The organism is Veillonella sp. CHU732 (assembly GCF_003992085.1).
Classification (GTDB): Bacteria; Bacillota; Negativicutes; order Veillonellales; family Veillonellaceae; genus F0422.
This window is the reverse complement of record NZ_RQVC01000007.1, coordinates 69,000-87,853: the sequence shown is the minus strand read 5'-3', so window position 1 is coordinate 87,853 and position 18,854 is coordinate 69,000. Positions and strand designations below refer to the sequence as shown.

The following is an 18,854-nucleotide window of genomic DNA, read 5'->3' as shown; positions in this document are numbered from 1 at the left end:
TTATGATAATGGATATTGTTTACTCTATAATATATCATTAAACATGTCCTATGTGTGCCCAAAAAAGTCCACTTTGAGATGACAATATATTTTTTTGTGATATACTACAGGTACAAAAGTTAATCAAATCCATTGAAACAAAGAACCCCCACAGTTGCCGCTGTGGGGGTTCTGCTTTTTCACTTACAAAATCGTAAACACCGTCACTTCTCTAGCACAGTTCAACCGCACTGGGAACCAATGTCCCGACCCTCGGCTTACATAGGCAAATAATCCTTGCTCTTCGTACAGTCCTTTCCAATAGGGCTTGTACACTGGCACTAGGTTCATCCCCCACAGATTGATCTGTCCACCATGGGTATGTCCAGATAAGGTTAATGGGATATGTCTACGAAATGCTTCAGGAATATAGTTCGGATGGTGCGCCAACAAAATAGGATAGGCATTGTCGGGCATGCCTTTCATAGCTTTGTCCAACAAGCGTACATTTTCCTCTTGCACATCATCTTTAAAGTGGTAATCCATGCCCACTAAGTATACAGGGCGAGGTCCTCCTAATATCTGTTGATGGCTATTGCGATACATGTGCATCTTCGTTTGGTGTAACCGCTTCCACACACGCTCTACATCGACACGGTATTCGTGATTTCCTAAAATGTAATCAATGCCATCAGGAAAATCTTGTACACGGCTATCTAAATACTCTGCCACTTCATCAAGATAGCCTAAATCATCGATTAAATCTCCAGTGATAACCAGTCGATTCGGGTGTTCACTAGCAACGGCATCCACCATTTCTTTCAACTTATCCATACCGATGAAAGGACCCATATGAACATCGCTAAGTTGTCCAATTTTATATCCTTTCAGCACCTCTGGTCTATCTTTTAAAGCCAATTGTATCTTGCATAGTTGCAGTTCACCATTCCCTTGAAAGGCCGCTACTGATCCTGTGACACCTACTACAGCAGGTACCACCACAGCAGTGCGTTTAAAGAAATTCCGCCGTGATTCATCGATAGGACTGTCCCCGCTGTCAGAGCGAGCCCCTAAACGCATAAGTCCGTAGAATACACCGAAGATCGTCAATACTGCAAAGGTGCCGAATAGTGCTACGACCAATCCATTCAGTTCGATCAGAACCGGTCGCACTAGATCCATCACCATGCCACCATGGATGCTGTACATAAGGCGTTGTAGAACAATCGTTCCTATGGCAAGGGCTAACCCCAGTACACCACCATAGATTAGTCCCTTTCGTTTCGAACCGTTTCTAAAAAAAGCTACCCAGTATCCTGTCATAGCTCCAAAAAGAGCCATTCCCAGTACTAGGATGCCTATAAACATATATATTCTCATCTATATCACTCCTCGGTATAGATTAACAAAGATCAATGAATTTACCATGAGGTCCTGCCCAAGGTAAGACGTGAAAGGCCTCTTTACGACAGAGAATCCAATCCTCCTTCAGAGGAATAATCTGACCTTCTGCTACAGCTTGTTGCACCGCTTCATCGCCTTCCAGCACAATCGTATTCGATGAATCTATTGCTACCTCTGTAGCTTCTCCTCGATAGCCTTTCATAGTCCATTTGCGATGACTAAAAATATGCGTCACTTCCTTTATCATAGGTCGTTCCATAGTGACTATAACCCCAATGGATTGTAATACCTCAACTAATTCTACTTTGCGGCTCTCTGCTGTACCACCTTCTATACTTGGAAACTCCCACATATTTTGTAGCAATCCCTCTTTAGGTCTTCGATGGAGCACATAGTAGCCCTCTAGCGTTTGGACAATCCCTACGTAGAGCTGTACAGACTGCACCTTTGTTTTCTTAATCCGTATAGGTAATTGTTGCTCTGTTCCTGCTGCTTTTGCTGCACAATCCTGTACTAATGGACAGGACTCACAGCGGGGTGTTTTAGGAATACAAATCGATGCACCAAAGTCCATGAGGGCTTCGTTAAAGTCGCCTGGTCGATCGTAGGGCATGGTCTCTTCTACCAATGTAGTAATCGCTTTTTTCCCTACGGTACCTAGAATATCTTCATGGATATCGTACAGACGAGCATACACGCGAAGTACATTGCCATCTACGGCAGGTTCACGAAGATTATACGCAATAGAGAGCACTGCTCCTGCTGTATAGGAGCCTACACCTTTTAAGGATTCCATTTCCTTCCGTGTTCTCGGTACTTGACCTCCATAGGTTTCTACTACTTCTTTCACACCTTGGTGTAAATTACGAGCTCTGGAGTAATATCCAAGACCTTGCCATGCCCTAACCACCGTATCTTCTTCGGCACTAGCTAAACTTTCAAGTGTTGGAAATTGCAATACCCAGTTTTCAAAATAAGGACGCATGGCCTCAATTCGAGTTTGTTGAGACATCACTTCCGACACCCAAATCCGATAAGGGTCTTTACTTTCACGCCAAGGTAAATCACGCTTATGCACATCATACCAATCTAACAAATGTTTCGTCCATGCCACTTGGCTTTGCTGTTCTACTTGTTTCACTTCATGCCCTCATATATCCAAGCCGTCACACGGTCTACATCGTCGCTTTCTAGCACCTCTTCTACAATTGCAAATTGCATGGATTCTATCGTACTATTATCTTCTTTGAAAGTAATAACACCTTTCAACTTCTCGCCACGCCAAATCCGTGGAATCCACTCTTCATCACCAGCCCACATATGATCAAAGGGAGTGTTCTCCAACGTAAACCAATGAGGCTCCATCTCTTCCGATTCCAAAGGAATGCCTTGAAATTGTTCCACTATATATACATAACTAATATGGCTCAACTCTGGTGAATAAGGAAACTGAAAGTCCAAGATCGCCACCGCCTGTAAGTCTTCTTGCTTCACTAGCAAAGAGACTTCCTCAAACACTTCACGCACTGCGCAGGCACGGAAACTTTCACCGTCCTCAATTTTACCACCAAATCCATTATAATAACCGGCTCCAAAGCCACGTTTTTTTCGTCCCAATAAAAATAAATCTTCCCGTTTTGGAAAACATAATGTTGTAGGTCTCATAATTCCTCCTATTCTTTTTTTATTATATCATGTTTCACACTTTCATAAACATCATCCCCTATGATACTATAGTACTAGTGAGGTGAACCATGAAAAAACCATTAATTTTTGATATTGCTTTAGGACAAACAAAACCCGACAGCATGCATAATCGCGACGGGCACTGCCCATTTTGCGAACCCTCGCAATTAACCGATATACTAGATACATCTGGATCTATCATTTGGCTCATGAATAAATACCCTGTATTAGAACGCACATGGCCTACTGTTATCATTGAAACGCCACCCCATGTGCACACAGAATATTCTAAATTGTCCTTTTCAGATGCGGTCCACATTTTAGAGTTTGGTCGAACCAAATGGGAAGAAGTAAAAGCCAACCCTCGTTTTACATCGGTCTTATTCTTTAAAAACTATGGCCCCATGTCTGGCGGATCTATCTATCATCCGCATAGCCAAATCATCGGCCTAGAGGACTATGATTATCGTCAAGATATTGACAGAGAACATTTTGATGGATGGCTTATCTATGAACAGGATAAGCTGCGCGTGACCTTATCCAATCGTCCTATCCATGGATTCTTTGAATTTAATATGCGATTTGATCCACAATTAGATACATCTATACTAGCTAACTACTTACAACGTACCTTACGGTATATATTAGAAGGTTTCTCTAAATATACGAAATCTTATAATCTATTTTTCTATGATATAAATGACGGCTTTCACTACCTCAAAATCGTGCCTCGCTATATAACATCGCCTTTAGTTATTGGCTATGGGATTCCCCAAGTATGCCACGAAACACGAGCTTTAGAGGTTATCCGTCACATACAGCCATATTTACACAATCCTTTGGAGGTTTAATGAAAGTTTTTGCCATTGGCGATTTACACCTATCTGGGCAACCACCAACAAAACCTATGACCATATTTGGTCCACACTGGGATAACCACTGGGAACGTATCCAAGCACACTGGCGAGAACATATAAGGCCTGATGACCTAGTCTTTCTAGTCGGGGATATGTCTTGGGCTATGCGACTCAGCGATGCACAAGTGGACTTAGATGCTATCTCTGATTTACCAGGCCAAAAATTTATGATTCGCGGTAATCACGATTACTGGTGGACGAGCCTGCAAAAAATGAATACCCTTATGGAAGGGCGCATCACTTTCTTGCAAGGTAGAGGTCTCTATCTTAACGGGATTGCCTTCGGTGGCACCAAAGGGTATATCTATCCCCAAGATCCTTTCTTTAAAGAAGAAGATGACCGCCACATCTACGAGCGGGAATTAATGCGCACTAAGACCGCTCTGGAAGCGATGGAAACTGCCATCAATGAAAGTGGCGATAACCCTACTCAGGTAACACGCATACTTTTACTACATTATCCACCTACATTGGAAAATCATGCCAATGGATTTACAGACCTATTAGAACAGTACCATATAGATCACTGCATATTTGGTCATTTACACGATAAAACATCATTCCTAAAAGTGCCGTCCCATTGGGGACACACACAATTACACTTAGTCTCAGCGGACGCCGCTAATTTTATGATGAAGGAGATACCATGAGCCGTATCCACAAAGAACACTTACAAGCAGGGTACATCTTTGGTGACCCTCATAACGAAGAATACCTATACCTACCAGCCGGAGAAGTTGGCTCCAGCGATCCTCGTTGCATCTTTGAACAAGGGCCCACAAAAGAAGACCTAACCCTAGAAGAAGCGTGCCGTATCATCGATCGATATACATTAAAACCGTGTAAGCACCCAAACCTAGGGAAGCGGTCATTTTAGAGCGATAGAGAATAAAAATAAGTAGTATTAAGCCGAAAACTATGCTATACTATACACAAGAAAAGAAGAGCCATCAACGTGTCTTAGGCGTTAGGCTCATCTCAAAGGATATAAACAGTGATAAAGCCTAACGTGTTAAGGTGGCAAGACCTTATGCGTTAGGCTTTTCACTTACATATTTAAGTAAGTTAAAAATGCTATAACTAACATTCCAAATTGTATTAGTAAACTAAAAATTTCGAATAGTGTCATAGTATCACCTCCTCCCAATGATTAGGAAGAGATAAACCCAACTCACGTTGATAGTTCTTCTATATTTATAGTATAGCATATTTTTTACATATCGTTGATGTGTAATTAAAATACGTATTAACAAAAATCCCTAAGGAACGCAGTTGCGTGTAGAACACTAGTGGCGTTCCTTTTTTGGTCTAAATAAAGCAATACTAGAAGAGCACGACATGTTCCGGAGCAAACCTAACGTAGTATCAGTTTGTGGAGGAATGTGTCGTGCTCTTCCCTTTGCTAGTAAAAGAAACGCCACTAGTTTCATAACGAAGCCAGTGACGTTTTATAGTAAGGGTATTTTTTGTTTTTGTGTTATGTTTGTGTTATTTGTATTTATATAGTAAGGGAGTTTTAAGGAGAATTTTGCTAGAATTAATATTTGCTAGTTTTTGCTTTTACATTGATAACTTCACCAGTCATTGCATCTACTTTGACTTCAGCTTCTTTACCACTGCCATCGATCATATCTAATTCATAGACTAAACGACCATGATTTTTTTCTACGGACCAATCCATCGCTTCAAATGTGCCACCCACTTTTTCTTGGGCTTTTGTTTCTGCTACTTCTGGCATGATAATATCATTCACATCAAAGGCTTTAGACATACTATGGCTGCCTTTCATAGCTTGACCATACATCATGGAACCATGTTGTTTCGCATGTTTACCAGGTTTCATTGGTTTTACTTCTGTATTCAAAATGTCTCCATTTTCACGGATGTGCATTTCAATTTTTAAGCCATCTGCAATGCCATCTACTTCATAGATTGGATTATGTTTTCCATCATAAGAAATACCTACAATTTGTGCATCTGGATATAAAGATTTGAAAGTTGTTACAACCCCTTTATAATCTACATCACTCAATGGTAATACGCTAGGCACCACACTACCTACACCATTCCAAGAATTAATTTTTGCCATTTGATCCGCAGGAACACCTTGTACTTTCGCAGCATTTACCACACCACTTGCCATCATAAGTCCTGCACCTAGAGCCATCACAGCAGCTCCTAAACGAAACATTTTTTTCATAATTTCCTCCTTCACGTGCCCGATGCATCGTGTCTTGGTTTTTAATTAAGGAATATTCGTTATTTCTAACTTGCTTATATCATATCCTATGAATATGAATCAATTATGAAAAAATAATGAGCCAACCATGAAGTTATGATGAATATTAGATGAAGTTTTGCCCCCTGTTACATACATGTATTCTCACATTTGACAAAGAGCCGCAATATTGATATATCATTATAAAAACTATTTCAAATTATATACACACTATAAATACAAAAAGAGACAACACCGAAATGTTGTCTCTTTATCTGTTTTAGTATGCTAGATGGTAATTAGTGTTTAACTAATGTTAAGATACCTTCCAATTGAGGGAAGAATTCTTGACCGAAGTAAGCAAAAATACCAGAAATAATTAAGTATAACAAGAAGTATTTAGCTACATGAACCATGATGGAACTTGCATCGATGGAATGACGTAATTGATCAGCTTTTTGTGCATCGATTTTGTGTTCTTCGATGAATGTGTTAAGAGCAGGACCTACGGCACCGATGGCAATCGCAATACTTTGTGGGGAGAACATTTTACCAACACCAGCGGAACCAGAGTTAGTTGCTGCCAACCACAATGCTAATGTATCATGACCAGGTGTCAATTGATGAGCCGCTGCTGTTTGCAATGGTCCGAACAATACGTTTGCATTTGTACCAGAACCTGTCAAGAAGGCACCCAATGCACCAATTACAGGAGCAAATGCAGGGTACATACTACCGGTAGCAGCTACTAATGCATTCGCAATCATGCCAGTCATACCAGAGTATGTCATCAATTTTGCAGTTACTACTACAGAAATGATTGTTACATATGTTAATTTCAAAGTTTTGAAAGTATTAGTTAATACTTGTTTTTGAGTTCCAAGACCTGCTTTTTGGATAAAACCACCAATTAAAGCGGAAATGAAAATCATGATACCAGGTGTTGCAATCCATACGAATGTGTAAGGTTTTGCATTTACACCAGCATGGATAGGTACAGATGTTTTAAATACCATCAAAGCATTATATACAGCTGGCACCAATTTAGATGTACCAATTAACAAGATGAAAATCAAAATGAATGGAGATGCTGCAATTAAACCTTCTTTAGCAGATACTGTACGTGCAGCGCCAGTTTCAACTTTGTATTCTGGATCATTAACAGGCATTAATTTTGCGATAGCAATTATGACACCCATGATTACAATAGAAGAACCCATAACGGCTAACTCAGGACCACCTGCATACATGCTAATCAATAATTCAGGAATCGCCAATGCTAAACCAGCTAATAAAGTTTGTACGAATACACCTTTAATTGCTTTCACACCGCCCGCAATGATGCCTACGATGAAGAATGGAGTAATTACGTTTAAGAAGAATAATTGCACTGCAATGAATGTACCCAATTCAGCTGGTTGTAGACCAGTCAAAGATGCCAATGTTGTTGTTGGAATCGCAATAGAGCCAAATGTAGTTGGTACGGAGTTTGCTACTAAACAAGCCAAGATGGATTTCAATGGATCAAATCCTACTGCTACCATCATCGCTGCTGGAATCGCAACGGCTGTACCGAAACCTGCCATACCTTCCATGAAAGCACCAAAGCCCCATGCTAACAATACGGCTAAGATACGCATATCACTAGTTACGGAAGATAACATAACTTTAATAGTTTCCATAGCTTTTGTATGAACTACTAATTGATATGTAAAAATTGCTGCTGTAATAACCAAAAGAATTGGCCAAACTGCAAGAGCTACACCTTCCATAGCTCCTGTGTACATAATATATGCATTTTCTCCATAGTAGAATACAGCTAAAATATATGTACCAATTGCTGCTGCCAAACATGCTTTCCATGCAGGCATTTTTAATACTGCCAATGCTACGATAAGCCATAGGATCGGCAAGACTGCTAAAAATATATCCATATTAACAATCCCTTTCTATAGTGTGAATCACTGTAATTCAAATTCTAGCATACGTACAGTGGTGTATAAACAATAAGAGAGGAAATCTACAGATTCCCTCTCTCATATGTTCTAAGATATTGACTGTTACCAGTCTCTAAGAAGTATTCCTTAGGGATACAAAACTACTAATTCTGCATCGATAAAGATTTGTAATTGTCAGCTACTGACTTCTAATTAGTAGTTGGAAGCAACTGCTTTAGGTGGTTCATAGTCGCCGAAGTATTTTTTAGGATCCAATTTCAACAAGTTACATACGTCGAACAATTCTGCCACAGTTTTATCGATAACTGGAATACCTTCTTTACGGCAAACTTCGATAGCTTCTGCTTCTTTTTCACCATGAGTGTAGATGCGTTCAGCACCTTCAGCTTTAGGAGCTTCACGAAGTTCTTGTAAGAATGTGGAGAAGTGTTTTTTAACGTCTTCTGGGTTACCGAAGATAGCTGGGTTAATAGCCATGAAACCATGACAAATATTGGAACGGCCACCAGTCATACATTTATTGGATGTACCACCTTGAGAGAAGATAGATGCGAAGATTTCGCAAAGCATACCGTAGCCATAACCTTTGTGGGAACCTAATTGTTCAGTGTTGCCACCTAAAGGCATGATACCGCCACCAACGTGGTCAGAGATATTGCCCAATACTTCGCCAGCATCTTGAGATGCTTTACCGTCTTTATTTAATGCCCAACCGTTAGGTAATTCTTTACCCAATTTGTTGTACATTTCTAATTTACCACGAGTTACTACTGTAGTAGATGCGTCGAAGAAGAAGTTGTATGGTTCAGCTGGCATTGTGAAAGCGATTGGGTTGGAACCAAGCATTGCTTTACGAGCAAATGTTGGAACCATGATTGCTTCAGAGTTAGTGCAAGAGAAACCGATTAAACCTTCTTTTAAAGCAAGATCAGCATAGTAACCAGCGATACCATAGTGGTTAGAGTTACGAGCAGATACGATACCGATACCAGATTCTTTAGCTTTTTTAATTGCTAATTCCATAGCGAAATGACCAACTAATTGACCCATTGCGTCATGACCTTCAACAACTGCGGATACTGGAGTTTCGAATACTACTTCTGGTTTTGCTTTAATGTCGATAAGACCTTTTTCAATACCTTTGTGGTAACGAACTACACGTTGCATACCATGGGATTGGATACCGTACATGTCGGACATCATCAATACGTCTTTAATGATGCTAGCTTCTTCAGGACTGAAGCCAAATCCTTCAAATGCGTCTTGACAGAATGCGTTAAGTTTTTCTTCTTGGATGTAAACAAAATTTCCCATCGTTAAAACCTCTTTCCCTAACTAAAAAATATGTGTGACATCGCCTGTACTCCTCTATAGGTGGTCACGACTCTTGATACGTAAATTATAGCACACATGTACACCACATGGAATAGAAATCCCCTATTTATCAGCATTTTAACCTTATCATATATGCATAGTTAAGAGATAAATTAATTGTTTTTATTAATATTTTTCTTAAAAAGTAGCTATTTCAGAGGGTAAACCAATCATTACTTTTAGTTATACCTCATCTTCCTTCTTCATCATAACTTCATTTTCCTATGCTTCTATATCGAATTCCATAAAAGAATATCTATATTTATCGTTCTTCTCTATCGATATCCATCGATAATGCGGAGATGTTGTATAGTCTACTATAACGGTTAGTTGTATGTATCCTTATTATTTTCACTATTTTGATTCTTTTTTATCCTTTTTATCCTTTTTATCCTTTTTATCTTTTTTATCTTTCTTATTCTTTTTATCTGTTTTTTTATCCACTACAACGCCAGATTCATCACTAATAGCTGCATTCATTTCTTTGGCAATATTAAACGCTGCATCATAATTTGGCATAGTCACAATATTAGTCGTTCCAATCGCTACGGTAGATCCATCTACACGGGCACCGCCAATGGCATGATCGTGATACAATCTAGCCAATTTACCAGCCACTAAGTAAGCTCGCATTGGCGCCGTATAATTACCTTTTGCCGTGCCTTCATAGACAGGCTTACCATTGATAAATACTGTTTGTTGTTCTACTTTCACATGATTTTCAGAGTACACGTATAAGCGTTGCAAATTGTCCAATACCCGTTGCGATGTTTTTGGATGGTCGTTAGGATTTAAAATTTTACCAAATCCCTCACGGTAGGTGTCGCCATATTTATTTTTAATCACTTCCATGGCAAGGGCGGCACCGCCTACATTATATGAAGAATCTGCTAAGATGCTAAAACCTAATTCATCAGCATGTTTCTCTTGAGACATAGTGAACACTTGACTATCTAAATATTTTCCAGTAAGTCCCGCCGCAATTTGACCTAAATCTCCAGAGTTAAACGTAGCTGCCCCAATTACTGTAGACAAAATACTGCTTTTCTTAGCTCCATTCACTAGATCTTTGTGCTCTCCATGGCTCAATTCATGACCAATAACATAGGCCAGCGCATCATCATCTAGCAAATCCATAGCCCCTTTGTTAATAGACATAACACGTCCAAAGGTCATGAAGGCATTGAAATCTTCATCTGGGTTAACGTACACCACATAACTGCGTTTCACATGAGGTGATTTTGAAAGTTCATCCACAATATGCTTCGCCCGCATTTGATAAGCATAATTATCATACACACCTGTACGGTCTTTTGTTTTTTCCAGCATCTCTTGTTGACCTTGCTCTGTATTGTCTAGGTCACTCAAATGTTGATGCACAGAAATGCCTCCTAATACACTTTTACCAAGAGTCTCCCACAATCCATGAGCTTCTACTGTAAATATTCCTGTAGATGCAATCCCCATAGTTAACACTGCTGCACACAGCATACGTTTCCAAGTCTGTTTCATTGTCTCTCTCCTCTCATTACATACCAGGATCATCTTCGCGATATGCCAAATCTCTAAATCTCGTGTATGCCCCTTCAAACCATAATTTTACAATTCCTAACTCACCATTACGATGCTTACGGATGATAACTTGTGTTTCTACACCATCACTAGTATCTTCTGTATCTTGATAGTTTTCACGGTTCAAGAAAGCAACGATATCCGCATCTTGTTCTAGAGAGCCAGATTCACGTAAATCGCTTAGCATCGGAGTCTTATCTGCCCGGCTTTCCACACCACGACTTAACTGCGACAAGGCAATCAACGGCACATTAAATTCTCGCGCCATAATTTTTAATTGTCGAGAAATCGCAGATACCTCTTGTTGACGATTATCCGCCATTTTTTTACCGCCATTTTCCATGAGCTGAATATAGTCCACTACCACAAGTCCTAGCTCACCATGTTCTTGAATTAAACGACGTAATTTTTTCTTCATTAATTGCGGCGTCAAACCTGAAGTATCATCGATATATAAAGGTGCTTCTGCTAAATCATTCAAAGCATTAATGGCTTTTCCCCAGTCTTCTTGGCTAAGCTGACCATTTCGGATGCGACCGGAGTTAATTCCAGCTACCGCTGCCAACACACGGGCTACCAGTTGTGTCTTAGACATTTCTAGAGAGAAAAAGGCTACATTTTTCTTCGATTTCATAGCTACATTTTGTGCAATGTTCAATGTGAATGCAGTTTTCCCCATAGAAGGACGGGCTGCTACTAAAATTAAATCCGACTTTTGTAAGCCACTAGTTAAGTTATCTAAGTCTTTAAATCCCGTAGATACGCCAGTCAGTATCCCCTTATGCCGTTGTAATTCATTGATGCGATCAATGGTTTCATATACCACATCTCGCATAGCGCTAAAAGAAGATTCTCCTTTTGTGGTGCCACTCACATCGAGAACCATTTGTTCTGCTCGATTGACGATATCTTCTGTCTCTTCTTCTTCGCGATAGGCCATAGATTCCACCGCATTCGCTACATGGATTAGTTTACGCAAATGAGCTTTATCTCTCACAATTTTCGCATGATCTTCTACGTTGTACGCATCTACAATATCTGTGGTCAAATTCGTAAGGTACAGAATGCCCCCTACGGCCTCTAACTTCTGAGACTTTTTCAACTCTTCAGATAATAATACATAGTCTGCACGCTGATTTTTCCCTACAATGCTTACGAGTGCTTCATAAATGACACGATGATTATCGCTATAGAAATCTTCTGCTTTTACAATAGAGCTGACTGCATCAAAGGCATCTTTATTAAGTAAAATCGCTCCTAGTACGGCTCGTTCTGCCTCTATACTGTGCGGTGGTATTCGTCCTGACATACTATTCTCCCTATACACAACTACACCTATTTGTACAAAAAAGAGGGGCCTAGCCCCTCTTTCTATTAACCTGCAACTACTTCTACAGTAATCTTAGCTGTAATTTCTGGATGCACTCGAACTAACACTTCATGAGTACCCAATGTTTTGATTGGCTCTTTTAAGTCAATTTTCTTTTTATCCACATCAACTTTTACTTGCGCTTGCAATGCATCAGAAATATCTTTACCCGTTACAGAACCGAATACACGGCCACCATCTCCCATTTTTACTGGGATTGTAACGGATACTTTTGATAATTGGCTAGCCAATACAGTAGCTTCATCAGAGTCCACTTGTTTTTTATGTGCTTGAGCACCTAATTTTTGTTTTGCATTGTTCAAGTTTTGTGGTGTACCCTCAAGACCTACGCCTTTTTTAATCAATACATTGCGACCATAAGCTTCAGAAACTTCCACGATTTCACCACGTTTACCAACTTTTTTTACATCTTCTAATAAAATTACTTTCATGATAATTCCTCCTTAACTTCTCTTTGTAATTCTGTCATATGGGATACGGCTACTTCAGTCACCCATTGGCGTGCTTCTTTCATAGACATATTGTAAATTTGAGCACCCGCCACAGTACGATGACCTCCGCCACCGACAGTTTCCATAATTAATTGTACATTCAATTTACCTTGCGACCTAGCGCTGACCCCAATACCACCATCTGGCAGTACATAGAATACAAAACTAGCTTCAATCCCCTCAAGGGTAATCAATTTATCTCCTGTTTGTGCTGCAATCACAGTGGCATTCTTCGCATCCTGTGGTGCCTCTGTAAAAGCCATATTTGCTACTTCTTCTGCCGATGCTAGCATAGCAGAGCGTATACGCATCCCTTCAAAACTATCCATAAATAAATGTCGTACTAAGGATACATCTGCACCTGATCGGCGCAAGAAAGAGGCGGCTTCAAAGGTACGTGCCCCTGTTTGGACCACAAAGTTTTTTGTATCCACTACGATACCTGCATATAAACCACTAGCTTCAATATGCTTAATCTCTACATGTTCTGGGAAATATTGAATTAACTCTGTTACCAGTTCGCTCGTAGACGATGTAGAAGGCTCTAAATACGTTAATAATGGCGATTCAATAAAATCTGAGCCTCGTCTATGATGGTCGATCACAATACGACGATTTGCCTTTTTCAAAGCTAATGGAGCTGCCACCATCTCAGAACGATGCACATCGGTCACGATGACCACAGTATTATCTGTTACAAACTGTGTAGCTTCTTCTTCATCAATAATTAGACCTTGAAAATCTGGATGTTCTACCAGTACTTCTACTAATTTACGAACTGCTGTAGGATGTGAACTCAAGGCAATATGCACTGGTTTATTAAGGGCTCTTGCCATCGCTGCTACCCCTACGGAGGCACCAATGCTATCATAATCTTCTCGGTCATGACCCATGACGAGAACACGATCAGAATCCAGCATAATTTCATGCAATGCGTGAGATACGACCCTAGCACGGACACGAGTATTCTTTTCATTTCCTGATGATTTTCCACCAAAGAATTTCACTTCTTCACCATGGTATACGCAAACTTGGTCACCACCACGTCCTAAGGCGATTTCTAAGGCTGCTTTTGCCTTTTCTCCTTGTACTTTTACCGTATCTTCTGTCAAAGCAATACCCATACTGATGGTTGGAGGTATATGTTTCGATGTAGTTAAGGCCCGAATTTTATCTAATATGCTAAACTTCGACTCCATCATCTGCAACATAGCTGCTTTACTAATACTGAAGGTATACGTATCTTCCGTAGCATTGCGAATAAAACCATCATGTTGATCGATTTCCGTCACAATCAATCGATTCATATCAGACCACAATTGCGTATATTCAATATCGCTCAATCCAGAACGTAAATCTTCAATATTATCCATAGCAATGAACCCAAGAGCTGGCAGCATAGAAATCGCTTTTTGTTTCTCCACTTCGATATCTGTTATGTCATCGAAATAAAATGCCATATACGATTCTAGTTCATCGCTATTAACATCAGAATAATTCGACTTCGGAGCTACCAACGTTTTGTATAATACACGGTAATATTTACCATCAATTTCTTCGTGAAAGAATCCCGACTTGCCCCAATATTTATCAATACGCAAAGTAGGAATAAATCCACTTAATTTCATTGTTTTATCGGAATCCCTTGGTAGCCAATCTCTAAATACGCTATTGCTCCAGCAGATCACATTATGTTCATCAATGATCACAATACCTACTGGCAAGTTTTGTAGCGCAAAGGTCGATGCCTGTGTAATCCCTTTTGCCATACAGTCAAATTGAGCTTTTCTAAAATGTCGACCTCTTCGAATGGTACGTCCCACGTACAAATACGCAGCAATTACCACTATACAAGCCAACATGGCTAGTTGCCAATTCAAATAGAAAATAATACCTAATAAGATAAGAATAAGAACGGCAGCAGTAATTTCAATAGAACTGTATTCAGTTTGTATATCCATACTACCTCCTCTAGGTTTACTCACTTCGTCTGCCCCATCGTTCCTCTAGGTGCAAGAATACATCCAAGGCCCCTAATATAGCGGCAGACTGTGACATCATAATAAATACACCTAGTACAATCCACGGTACAAACTTCGGTGGATGATAACTTTTACTAATACGCCAAGCACAAGATATGCCCCGTATAAATAGCATTATACCACCTAAGTACATCAAATTATAGCCTGCATATTCAAGGAGTGGAATATATTGTTTCACAAAATAAGAAATGACCCCCACTAAAAAAATATGCAATGCCCAATCTGGCACGCGCCAACCTTTAATGGTAGGCATTTCAGGAATCTGATAGGTACCAATACGACTGAGCACAATATAGGTGAGACGATTGATAATATAAGAAATAGCCACACCAGAACAAAATAAACCTGCAATCAGCACTTTCTTCATGATTTCAATTTGATCTTGTAAGGCGGTCATCGCCGTTGTCACTTGTTCCTCTGAAAGCCCCTGCTGCACATACATATCTTGCATGGATACTGTAATTTGTTCTTCCAAAGATGACCACATCTCTGTAGGACTTACTTGCATCACTAGAGCAGATGCCCAAAACTGAACAACTACTGCTAGCATTAATACCACAGCCGGAATCATCAACAATTTAGAAATCGACCAGTGCTTGCGCAATCCATAACCGATTAAAATACCAATCACACCAAAAACTCCCCCTTCTACTAGTGCTGTCAAAGGTCCTAATAAAAAGGCAATGGCGATAATTGCTGATACAACAGATAATAGGCTCCAACGAAAGCCATGGCGTACACCTACGATAGCAATCGTCATAGGCACAAAAATAGATCCAAAAAATCCAAGCATAGGTACACTGAGACCTATCATAGCAAAGACAATCATCAATGCTGTTAAGATACCAGATTCTACGACAGACTTTGTACTCGTTTGATTCATATACTAACTCCACACTATGTCTTTCCCAAAGGTGTAACATAGTCCAATACAATAAATAGACATATGACTTTCGTCATATGCCTATTATATCACATTCCTTATACGTCTTGAATGATTGGTAGAATCATTGGGCGACGACGTGTTTTTTCATAGAAGAATTTTCCTAATGTGTCACGCACCACAGTTTTGATGGTTGTCCAATCTTTGATGTGGTCCATTTCACATTTCTCTACTGCTGCATCTACACGACGTTGTGCTTCGCTTAATAATTCTTCTGCATCACGCACATACACAAAGCCACGAGACAGCATATCGGGACCCGCTACAATCGTTCCAGAAGCACGGTCCATTGCCATAACAACCACGACCATACCTTCTTGCGCTAATTGTTGACGATCACGGATAACGATGTTACCTACATCGCCTACACCTAAACCATCTACAAAGACTTTACCAGCTGGTACACGACCTGCTAAACGACCTGTACGAGTAGTAAACTCAAAAATTTGTCCATTATCGCCTACCAAGACATTGCTAGGTTTTACAATCCCCATGGACACAGCCAGCTCACCATGTTTTTTCAACATGCGGTATTCACCATGAACTGGGATAAAGAATTTAGGTCGTACTAGGTTCAACATAGTTTTTAAATCTTCTTGGCTACCATGACCAGATACATGGATACCACGATCCTTGCCGTATACTACATGAGCACCTTGGCGCAATAAGTTATCGATGGTACGTCCTACAGCCGCTTCGTTACCTGGAATTGGTGTAGCAGAGATGATAACCGTATCATTTGGTGTAATCTCTACAGTACGGTGATTGTTCGTAGACATACGAGATAGCCCTGCCATTGGTTCCCCTTGAGACCCCGTTGTTAAGATCATAATTTCATCAGCGCGATAGCGATTCATTTCATCATCACCGATGATTGTTCCTTCTGGCACTGTTAAGTAACCACGTTCTTGAGCGATTTCTGTCACATTTACCATGGAACGACCTAATACCACTACTTTACGTTTTGTGGCTACCGCTGCATCAATAGCTTGTTGCAATCGGGACACATTAGATGCAAAAGTAGCTAAAATAACACGACCCGTAGCTTCTGCGACAGCACGCATAATCGCTGGTCCTACAGAACTTTCAGATGGAGTAAACCCTGGTTTTTCTACATTTGTGGAGTCGGACATAAGCGCCAATACGCCTTTGTTACCAAGCTCTGCAAATTTGTGAACGTCCATCAATTTGCCATCTACTGGGGTTTGATCCACTTTGAAGTCCCCCGTATGTACCACAGTACCTACTGGAGTTTCTAAGAAAATAGCACACGCATCTGGAATGGAGTGGTTTGTTTGGATAAAGCCCACTTTGAAGCAACCAATTTTAAATTCATCACCAGCTTTTACAACTTGTAATTTTTTAGCTTTTACATGATGTTCTTTTAATTTACCTTCAATCAAGCCACATACTAAGTTCGTAGCATACACAGGTACGTTCACTTCTTTTAATAAATACGCCAAGGATCCAATGTGGTCTTCATGACCATGAGTAATCACCACAGCACGTACTTTATCTTTATGCTCGATTAAATAACTCATATCAGGGATTACAATATCTACCCCTAACATGTCATTTTCTGGGAATGCTAATCCCGCATCTAACACGACAATATCATCGCCATATTGGAAAATGGTCATGTTTTTACCGATCTCACCTAGGCCACCTAATGGAATGATTTGCAATTTATCTTTTCGCGCATGGGAACGATTTATTTGTTCATGTTTTTCCACAGTTGTATTGGCACGTTGTGGTTTACGCGGACCACGATTAGATTGACGGCGCTCGCCATTATCGCCTCGCGGACGACTGGTACGTTCCCCCTCAGCTTTCACAGTGGTACGACGATTTTGACCCGTCGTGCGGCGTGTACGTGTTGTAGAACGTGGTCGTTGTTGCGTAGCTTCACCTACCGGTGCAGCTATATTTGTTCTTTCTTCTTGTATATTCAAAATTTCCTCCTACAGGACTATAGTCGTACTGTCTATACATACTACCATAGTCCAAGACTATATAATCCCACCCTCAGATGGTTAAGCATGTATCGGCATGTAAGCACAAATAAGTATCTATTTCTGTTCGTATTCATACAGCAAAACACTGTGAGAAACCTTTCTCACTATCTATGTCACATTCTTCTACACAGCAAAGCATATACCCTCTATACATACTTCTACTGTGAAACATTTGGGAACCCATAAGGTTCATAAGCCGATCAAAATAATTACCTTTATTATACTATAGAAAATCCACCCTAAGCAACTAAGGCGCCTCTCCCTAATCCATAAAATTTGCAATTGAATATTGCACTATATGCAATTGCGTTTTATAATGTAAACAAATTAAGGTTTTTGAAAGTTTACAATAGGAGGTCACAAAATGAAAAATGTAAGTATTCACACAATTGCAGAGATCGCTATCTTAACGGCGATGATGACAATTCTAGGAGGCATCAAAATTCCCAACTTAATTCCCGGTGTAGAGTTCCAACTATCTGCTCCTTTAGCGGTAGCAATTTGCGCTGCCTTCGGATTCCGCAAGTACATCATCTGCGGCTGTCTTTCTAGTTTGATTGGTCTTGTATTAGGCACACAAAACTTATTAAACGTTGCCATTGCCATGCAATTCCGCCTCATCGTAGGACTCATCTTATGGATTGGCAAAAATCGCATGTGGTCTATTCTTATCTCTGGTCCTATTGCGTCTGCTATCGCCCGTATCACTATTGGTTTATCCTTTGGCAAAATGGTCATTCCTATGCTTATGATGGCAGTACCTGGCATGATTTTCACAGTCATTGTAAGCCCTATCTTCTATAGTATCTTGCGACGTCTACCACGCTTGGCTACTACATTGAAAGTACATCAAGGTTAGTCACTT

At 40.1% G+C, this 18,854-nt stretch carries 17 protein-coding genes; 4 read left to right on the top strand and 13 right to left on the bottom strand.

The window, feature by feature from the left end; genetic code table 11:
- Positions 1-183: 183 nt before the first annotated feature.
- The 3 genes from EO121_RS04570 to EO121_RS04560 are packed head-to-tail and all read right to left on the bottom strand — an operon-like array spanning position 184 to position 3,048.
- Complete coding sequence (locus tag EO121_RS04570) at positions 184-1,359, bottom strand: metallophosphoesterase (protein ID WP_127166372.1); 1,176 nt, start codon at positions 1,357-1,359, stop codon at positions 184-186.
- A gap of 22 nt (positions 1,360-1,381) precedes the next feature.
- A complete protein-coding gene (gene mutY, locus EO121_RS04565; protein ID WP_127166370.1) occupies positions 1,382-2,524 on the bottom strand; it encodes an A/G-specific adenine glycosylase in 1,143 nt (380 codons plus the stop codon).
- Positions 2,521-3,048 (bottom strand): 8-oxo-dGTP diphosphatase, encoded by a 528-nt coding sequence (locus tag EO121_RS04560; protein WP_126939489.1) that lies wholly within the window; start codon positions 3,046-3,048, stop codon positions 2,521-2,523. The genes mutY and EO121_RS04560 overlap by 4 nt, the downstream gene beginning before the upstream one ends.
- A gap of 89 nt (positions 3,049-3,137) precedes the next feature.
- Here EO121_RS04560 and EO121_RS04555 point away from each other — a divergent pair, with 89 nt between their 5' ends.
- The 3 genes from EO121_RS04555 to EO121_RS04545 are packed head-to-tail and all read left to right on the top strand — an operon-like array spanning position 3,138 to position 4,863.
- Entirely contained in the window at positions 3,138-3,920 is a 783-nt protein-coding gene (locus tag EO121_RS04555; protein WP_126939488.1) for a DUF4931 domain-containing protein, read from the top strand.
- Positions 3,920-4,636, top strand: a complete 717-nt coding sequence (locus EO121_RS04550; protein WP_127166368.1) for a metallophosphoesterase — start codon at positions 3,920-3,922, stop codon at positions 4,634-4,636. Before EO121_RS04555 ends, EO121_RS04550 begins: the two co-directional genes overlap by 1 nt.
- Complete coding sequence (locus EO121_RS04545) at positions 4,633-4,863, top strand: hypothetical protein (RefSeq protein ID WP_127166366.1); 231 nt, start codon at positions 4,633-4,635, stop codon at positions 4,861-4,863. Before EO121_RS04550 ends, EO121_RS04545 begins: the two co-directional genes overlap by 4 nt.
- A gap of 171 nt (positions 4,864-5,034) precedes the next feature.
- Here the strand turns inward: EO121_RS04545 and EO121_RS08865 are convergent, their stop codons facing one another.
- The 10 genes from EO121_RS08865 to EO121_RS04500 all read right to left on the bottom strand — a co-directional run bounded on the left by EO121_RS08865 (position 5,035) and on the right by EO121_RS04500 (position 17,926).
- Complete coding sequence (locus EO121_RS08865; RefSeq protein ID WP_370447211.1) at positions 5,035-5,115, bottom strand: putative holin-like toxin; 81 nt, start codon at positions 5,113-5,115, stop codon at positions 5,035-5,037.
- A gap of 408 nt (positions 5,116-5,523) precedes the next feature.
- Positions 5,524-6,186 (bottom strand): PepSY domain-containing protein, encoded by a 663-nt coding sequence (locus EO121_RS04540; RefSeq protein ID WP_127166364.1) that lies wholly within the window; start codon positions 6,184-6,186, stop codon positions 5,524-5,526.
- Between the two features lie 317 nt (positions 6,187-6,503).
- Positions 6,504-8,138, bottom strand: a complete 1,635-nt coding sequence (locus EO121_RS04535; protein ID WP_370447209.1) for an L-lactate permease — start codon at positions 8,136-8,138, stop codon at positions 6,504-6,506.
- 216 nt (positions 8,139-8,354) lie between these two features.
- Positions 8,355-9,476 (bottom strand): Ldh family oxidoreductase, encoded by a 1,122-nt coding sequence (locus EO121_RS04530; RefSeq protein ID WP_127166360.1) that lies wholly within the window; start codon positions 9,474-9,476, stop codon positions 8,355-8,357.
- Positions 9,477-9,890: 414 nt separating this feature from the next.
- Positions 9,891-11,048: a M48 family metalloprotease gene (locus tag EO121_RS04525; protein WP_127166358.1), complete on the bottom strand. Its 1,158-nt coding sequence runs from the start codon at positions 11,046-11,048 to the stop codon at positions 9,891-9,893.
- Positions 11,049-11,064: 16 nt separating this feature from the next.
- A complete protein-coding gene (dnaB, locus tag EO121_RS04520) occupies positions 11,065-12,417 on the bottom strand; it encodes a replicative DNA helicase (RefSeq protein WP_127069107.1) in 1,353 nt (450 codons plus the stop codon).
- A gap of 65 nt (positions 12,418-12,482) precedes the next feature.
- Positions 12,483-12,929, bottom strand: coding sequence for a 50S ribosomal protein L9 (gene rplI, locus EO121_RS04515; RefSeq protein WP_127069106.1), 447 nt, complete (start codon positions 12,927-12,929; stop codon positions 12,483-12,485).
- A complete protein-coding gene (locus tag EO121_RS04510) occupies positions 12,926-14,950 on the bottom strand; it encodes a DHH family phosphoesterase (RefSeq protein WP_127166356.1) in 2,025 nt (674 codons plus the stop codon). The genes rplI and EO121_RS04510 overlap by 4 nt, the downstream gene beginning before the upstream one ends.
- 16 nt (positions 14,951-14,966) lie before the next feature.
- The gene (locus EO121_RS04505; RefSeq protein ID WP_127166354.1) at positions 14,967-15,914 is read right to left on the bottom strand and encodes a YybS family protein; all 948 of its coding nucleotides are present in this window, start codon (positions 15,912-15,914) and stop codon (positions 14,967-14,969) included.
- A gap of 98 nt (positions 15,915-16,012) precedes the next feature.
- Positions 16,013-17,926: a ribonuclease J gene (locus EO121_RS04500; protein WP_127166352.1), complete on the bottom strand. Its 1,914-nt coding sequence runs from the start codon at positions 17,924-17,926 to the stop codon at positions 16,013-16,015.
- A 427-nt stretch (positions 17,927-18,353) separates the two neighbouring features.
- Between EO121_RS04500 and EO121_RS04495 the strand changes: the two genes are divergently transcribed.
- Entirely contained in the window at positions 18,354-18,848 is a 495-nt protein-coding gene (locus EO121_RS04495; protein ID WP_127135869.1) for a hypothetical protein, read from the top strand.
- Positions 18,849-18,854 lie beyond the last annotated feature (6 nt).

What these genes read in the sequence shown, in the direction of transcription:
- EO121_RS08865 (WP_370447211.1), bottom strand. Translation starts at nt 5,115, where the DNA reads ATGACACTATTCGAAATTTTTAGTTTACTAATACAATTTGGAATGTTA.
- EO121_RS04535 (WP_370447209.1), bottom strand. Translation starts at nt 8,138, where the DNA reads ATGGATATATTTTTAGCAGTCTTGCCGATCCTATGGCTTATCGTAGCA.
- EO121_RS04560 (WP_126939489.1), bottom strand. Translation starts at nt 3,048, where the DNA reads ATGAGACCTACAACATTATGTTTTCCAAAACGGGAAGATTTATTTTTA.
- dnaB (WP_127069107.1), bottom strand. Translation starts at nt 12,417, where the DNA reads ATGTCAGGACGAATACCACCGCACAGTATAGAGGCAGAACGAGCCGTA.
- rplI (WP_127069106.1), bottom strand. Translation starts at nt 12,929, where the DNA reads ATGAAAGTAATTTTATTAGAAGATGTAAAAAAAGTTGGTAAACGTGGT.
- EO121_RS04530 (WP_127166360.1), bottom strand. Translation starts at nt 9,476, where the DNA reads ATGGGAAATTTTGTTTACATCCAAGAAGAAAAACTTAACGCATTCTGT.
- EO121_RS04540 (WP_127166364.1), bottom strand. Translation starts at nt 6,186, where the DNA reads ATGAAAAAAATGTTTCGTTTAGGAGCTGCTGTGATGGCTCTAGGTGCA.
- EO121_RS04525 (WP_127166358.1), bottom strand. Translation starts at nt 11,048, where the DNA reads ATGAAACAGACTTGGAAACGTATGCTGTGTGCAGCAGTGTTAACTATG.
- EO121_RS04505 (WP_127166354.1), bottom strand. Translation starts at nt 15,914, where the DNA reads ATGAATCAAACGAGTACAAAGTCTGTCGTAGAATCTGGTATCTTAACA.
- EO121_RS04545 (WP_127166366.1), top strand. Translation starts at nt 4,633, where the DNA reads ATGAGCCGTATCCACAAAGAACACTTACAAGCAGGGTACATCTTTGGT.
- EO121_RS04570 (WP_127166372.1), bottom strand. Translation starts at nt 1,359, where the DNA reads ATGAGAATATATATGTTTATAGGCATCCTAGTACTGGGAATGGCTCTT.
- EO121_RS04555 (WP_126939488.1), top strand. Translation starts at nt 3,138, where the DNA reads ATGAAAAAACCATTAATTTTTGATATTGCTTTAGGACAAACAAAACCC.
- EO121_RS04510 (WP_127166356.1), bottom strand. Translation starts at nt 14,950, where the DNA reads ATGGATATACAAACTGAATACAGTTCTATTGAAATTACTGCTGCCGTT.
- EO121_RS04550 (WP_127166368.1), top strand. Translation starts at nt 3,920, where the DNA reads ATGAAAGTTTTTGCCATTGGCGATTTACACCTATCTGGGCAACCACCA.
- EO121_RS04495 (WP_127135869.1), top strand. Translation starts at nt 18,354, where the DNA reads ATGAAAAATGTAAGTATTCACACAATTGCAGAGATCGCTATCTTAACG.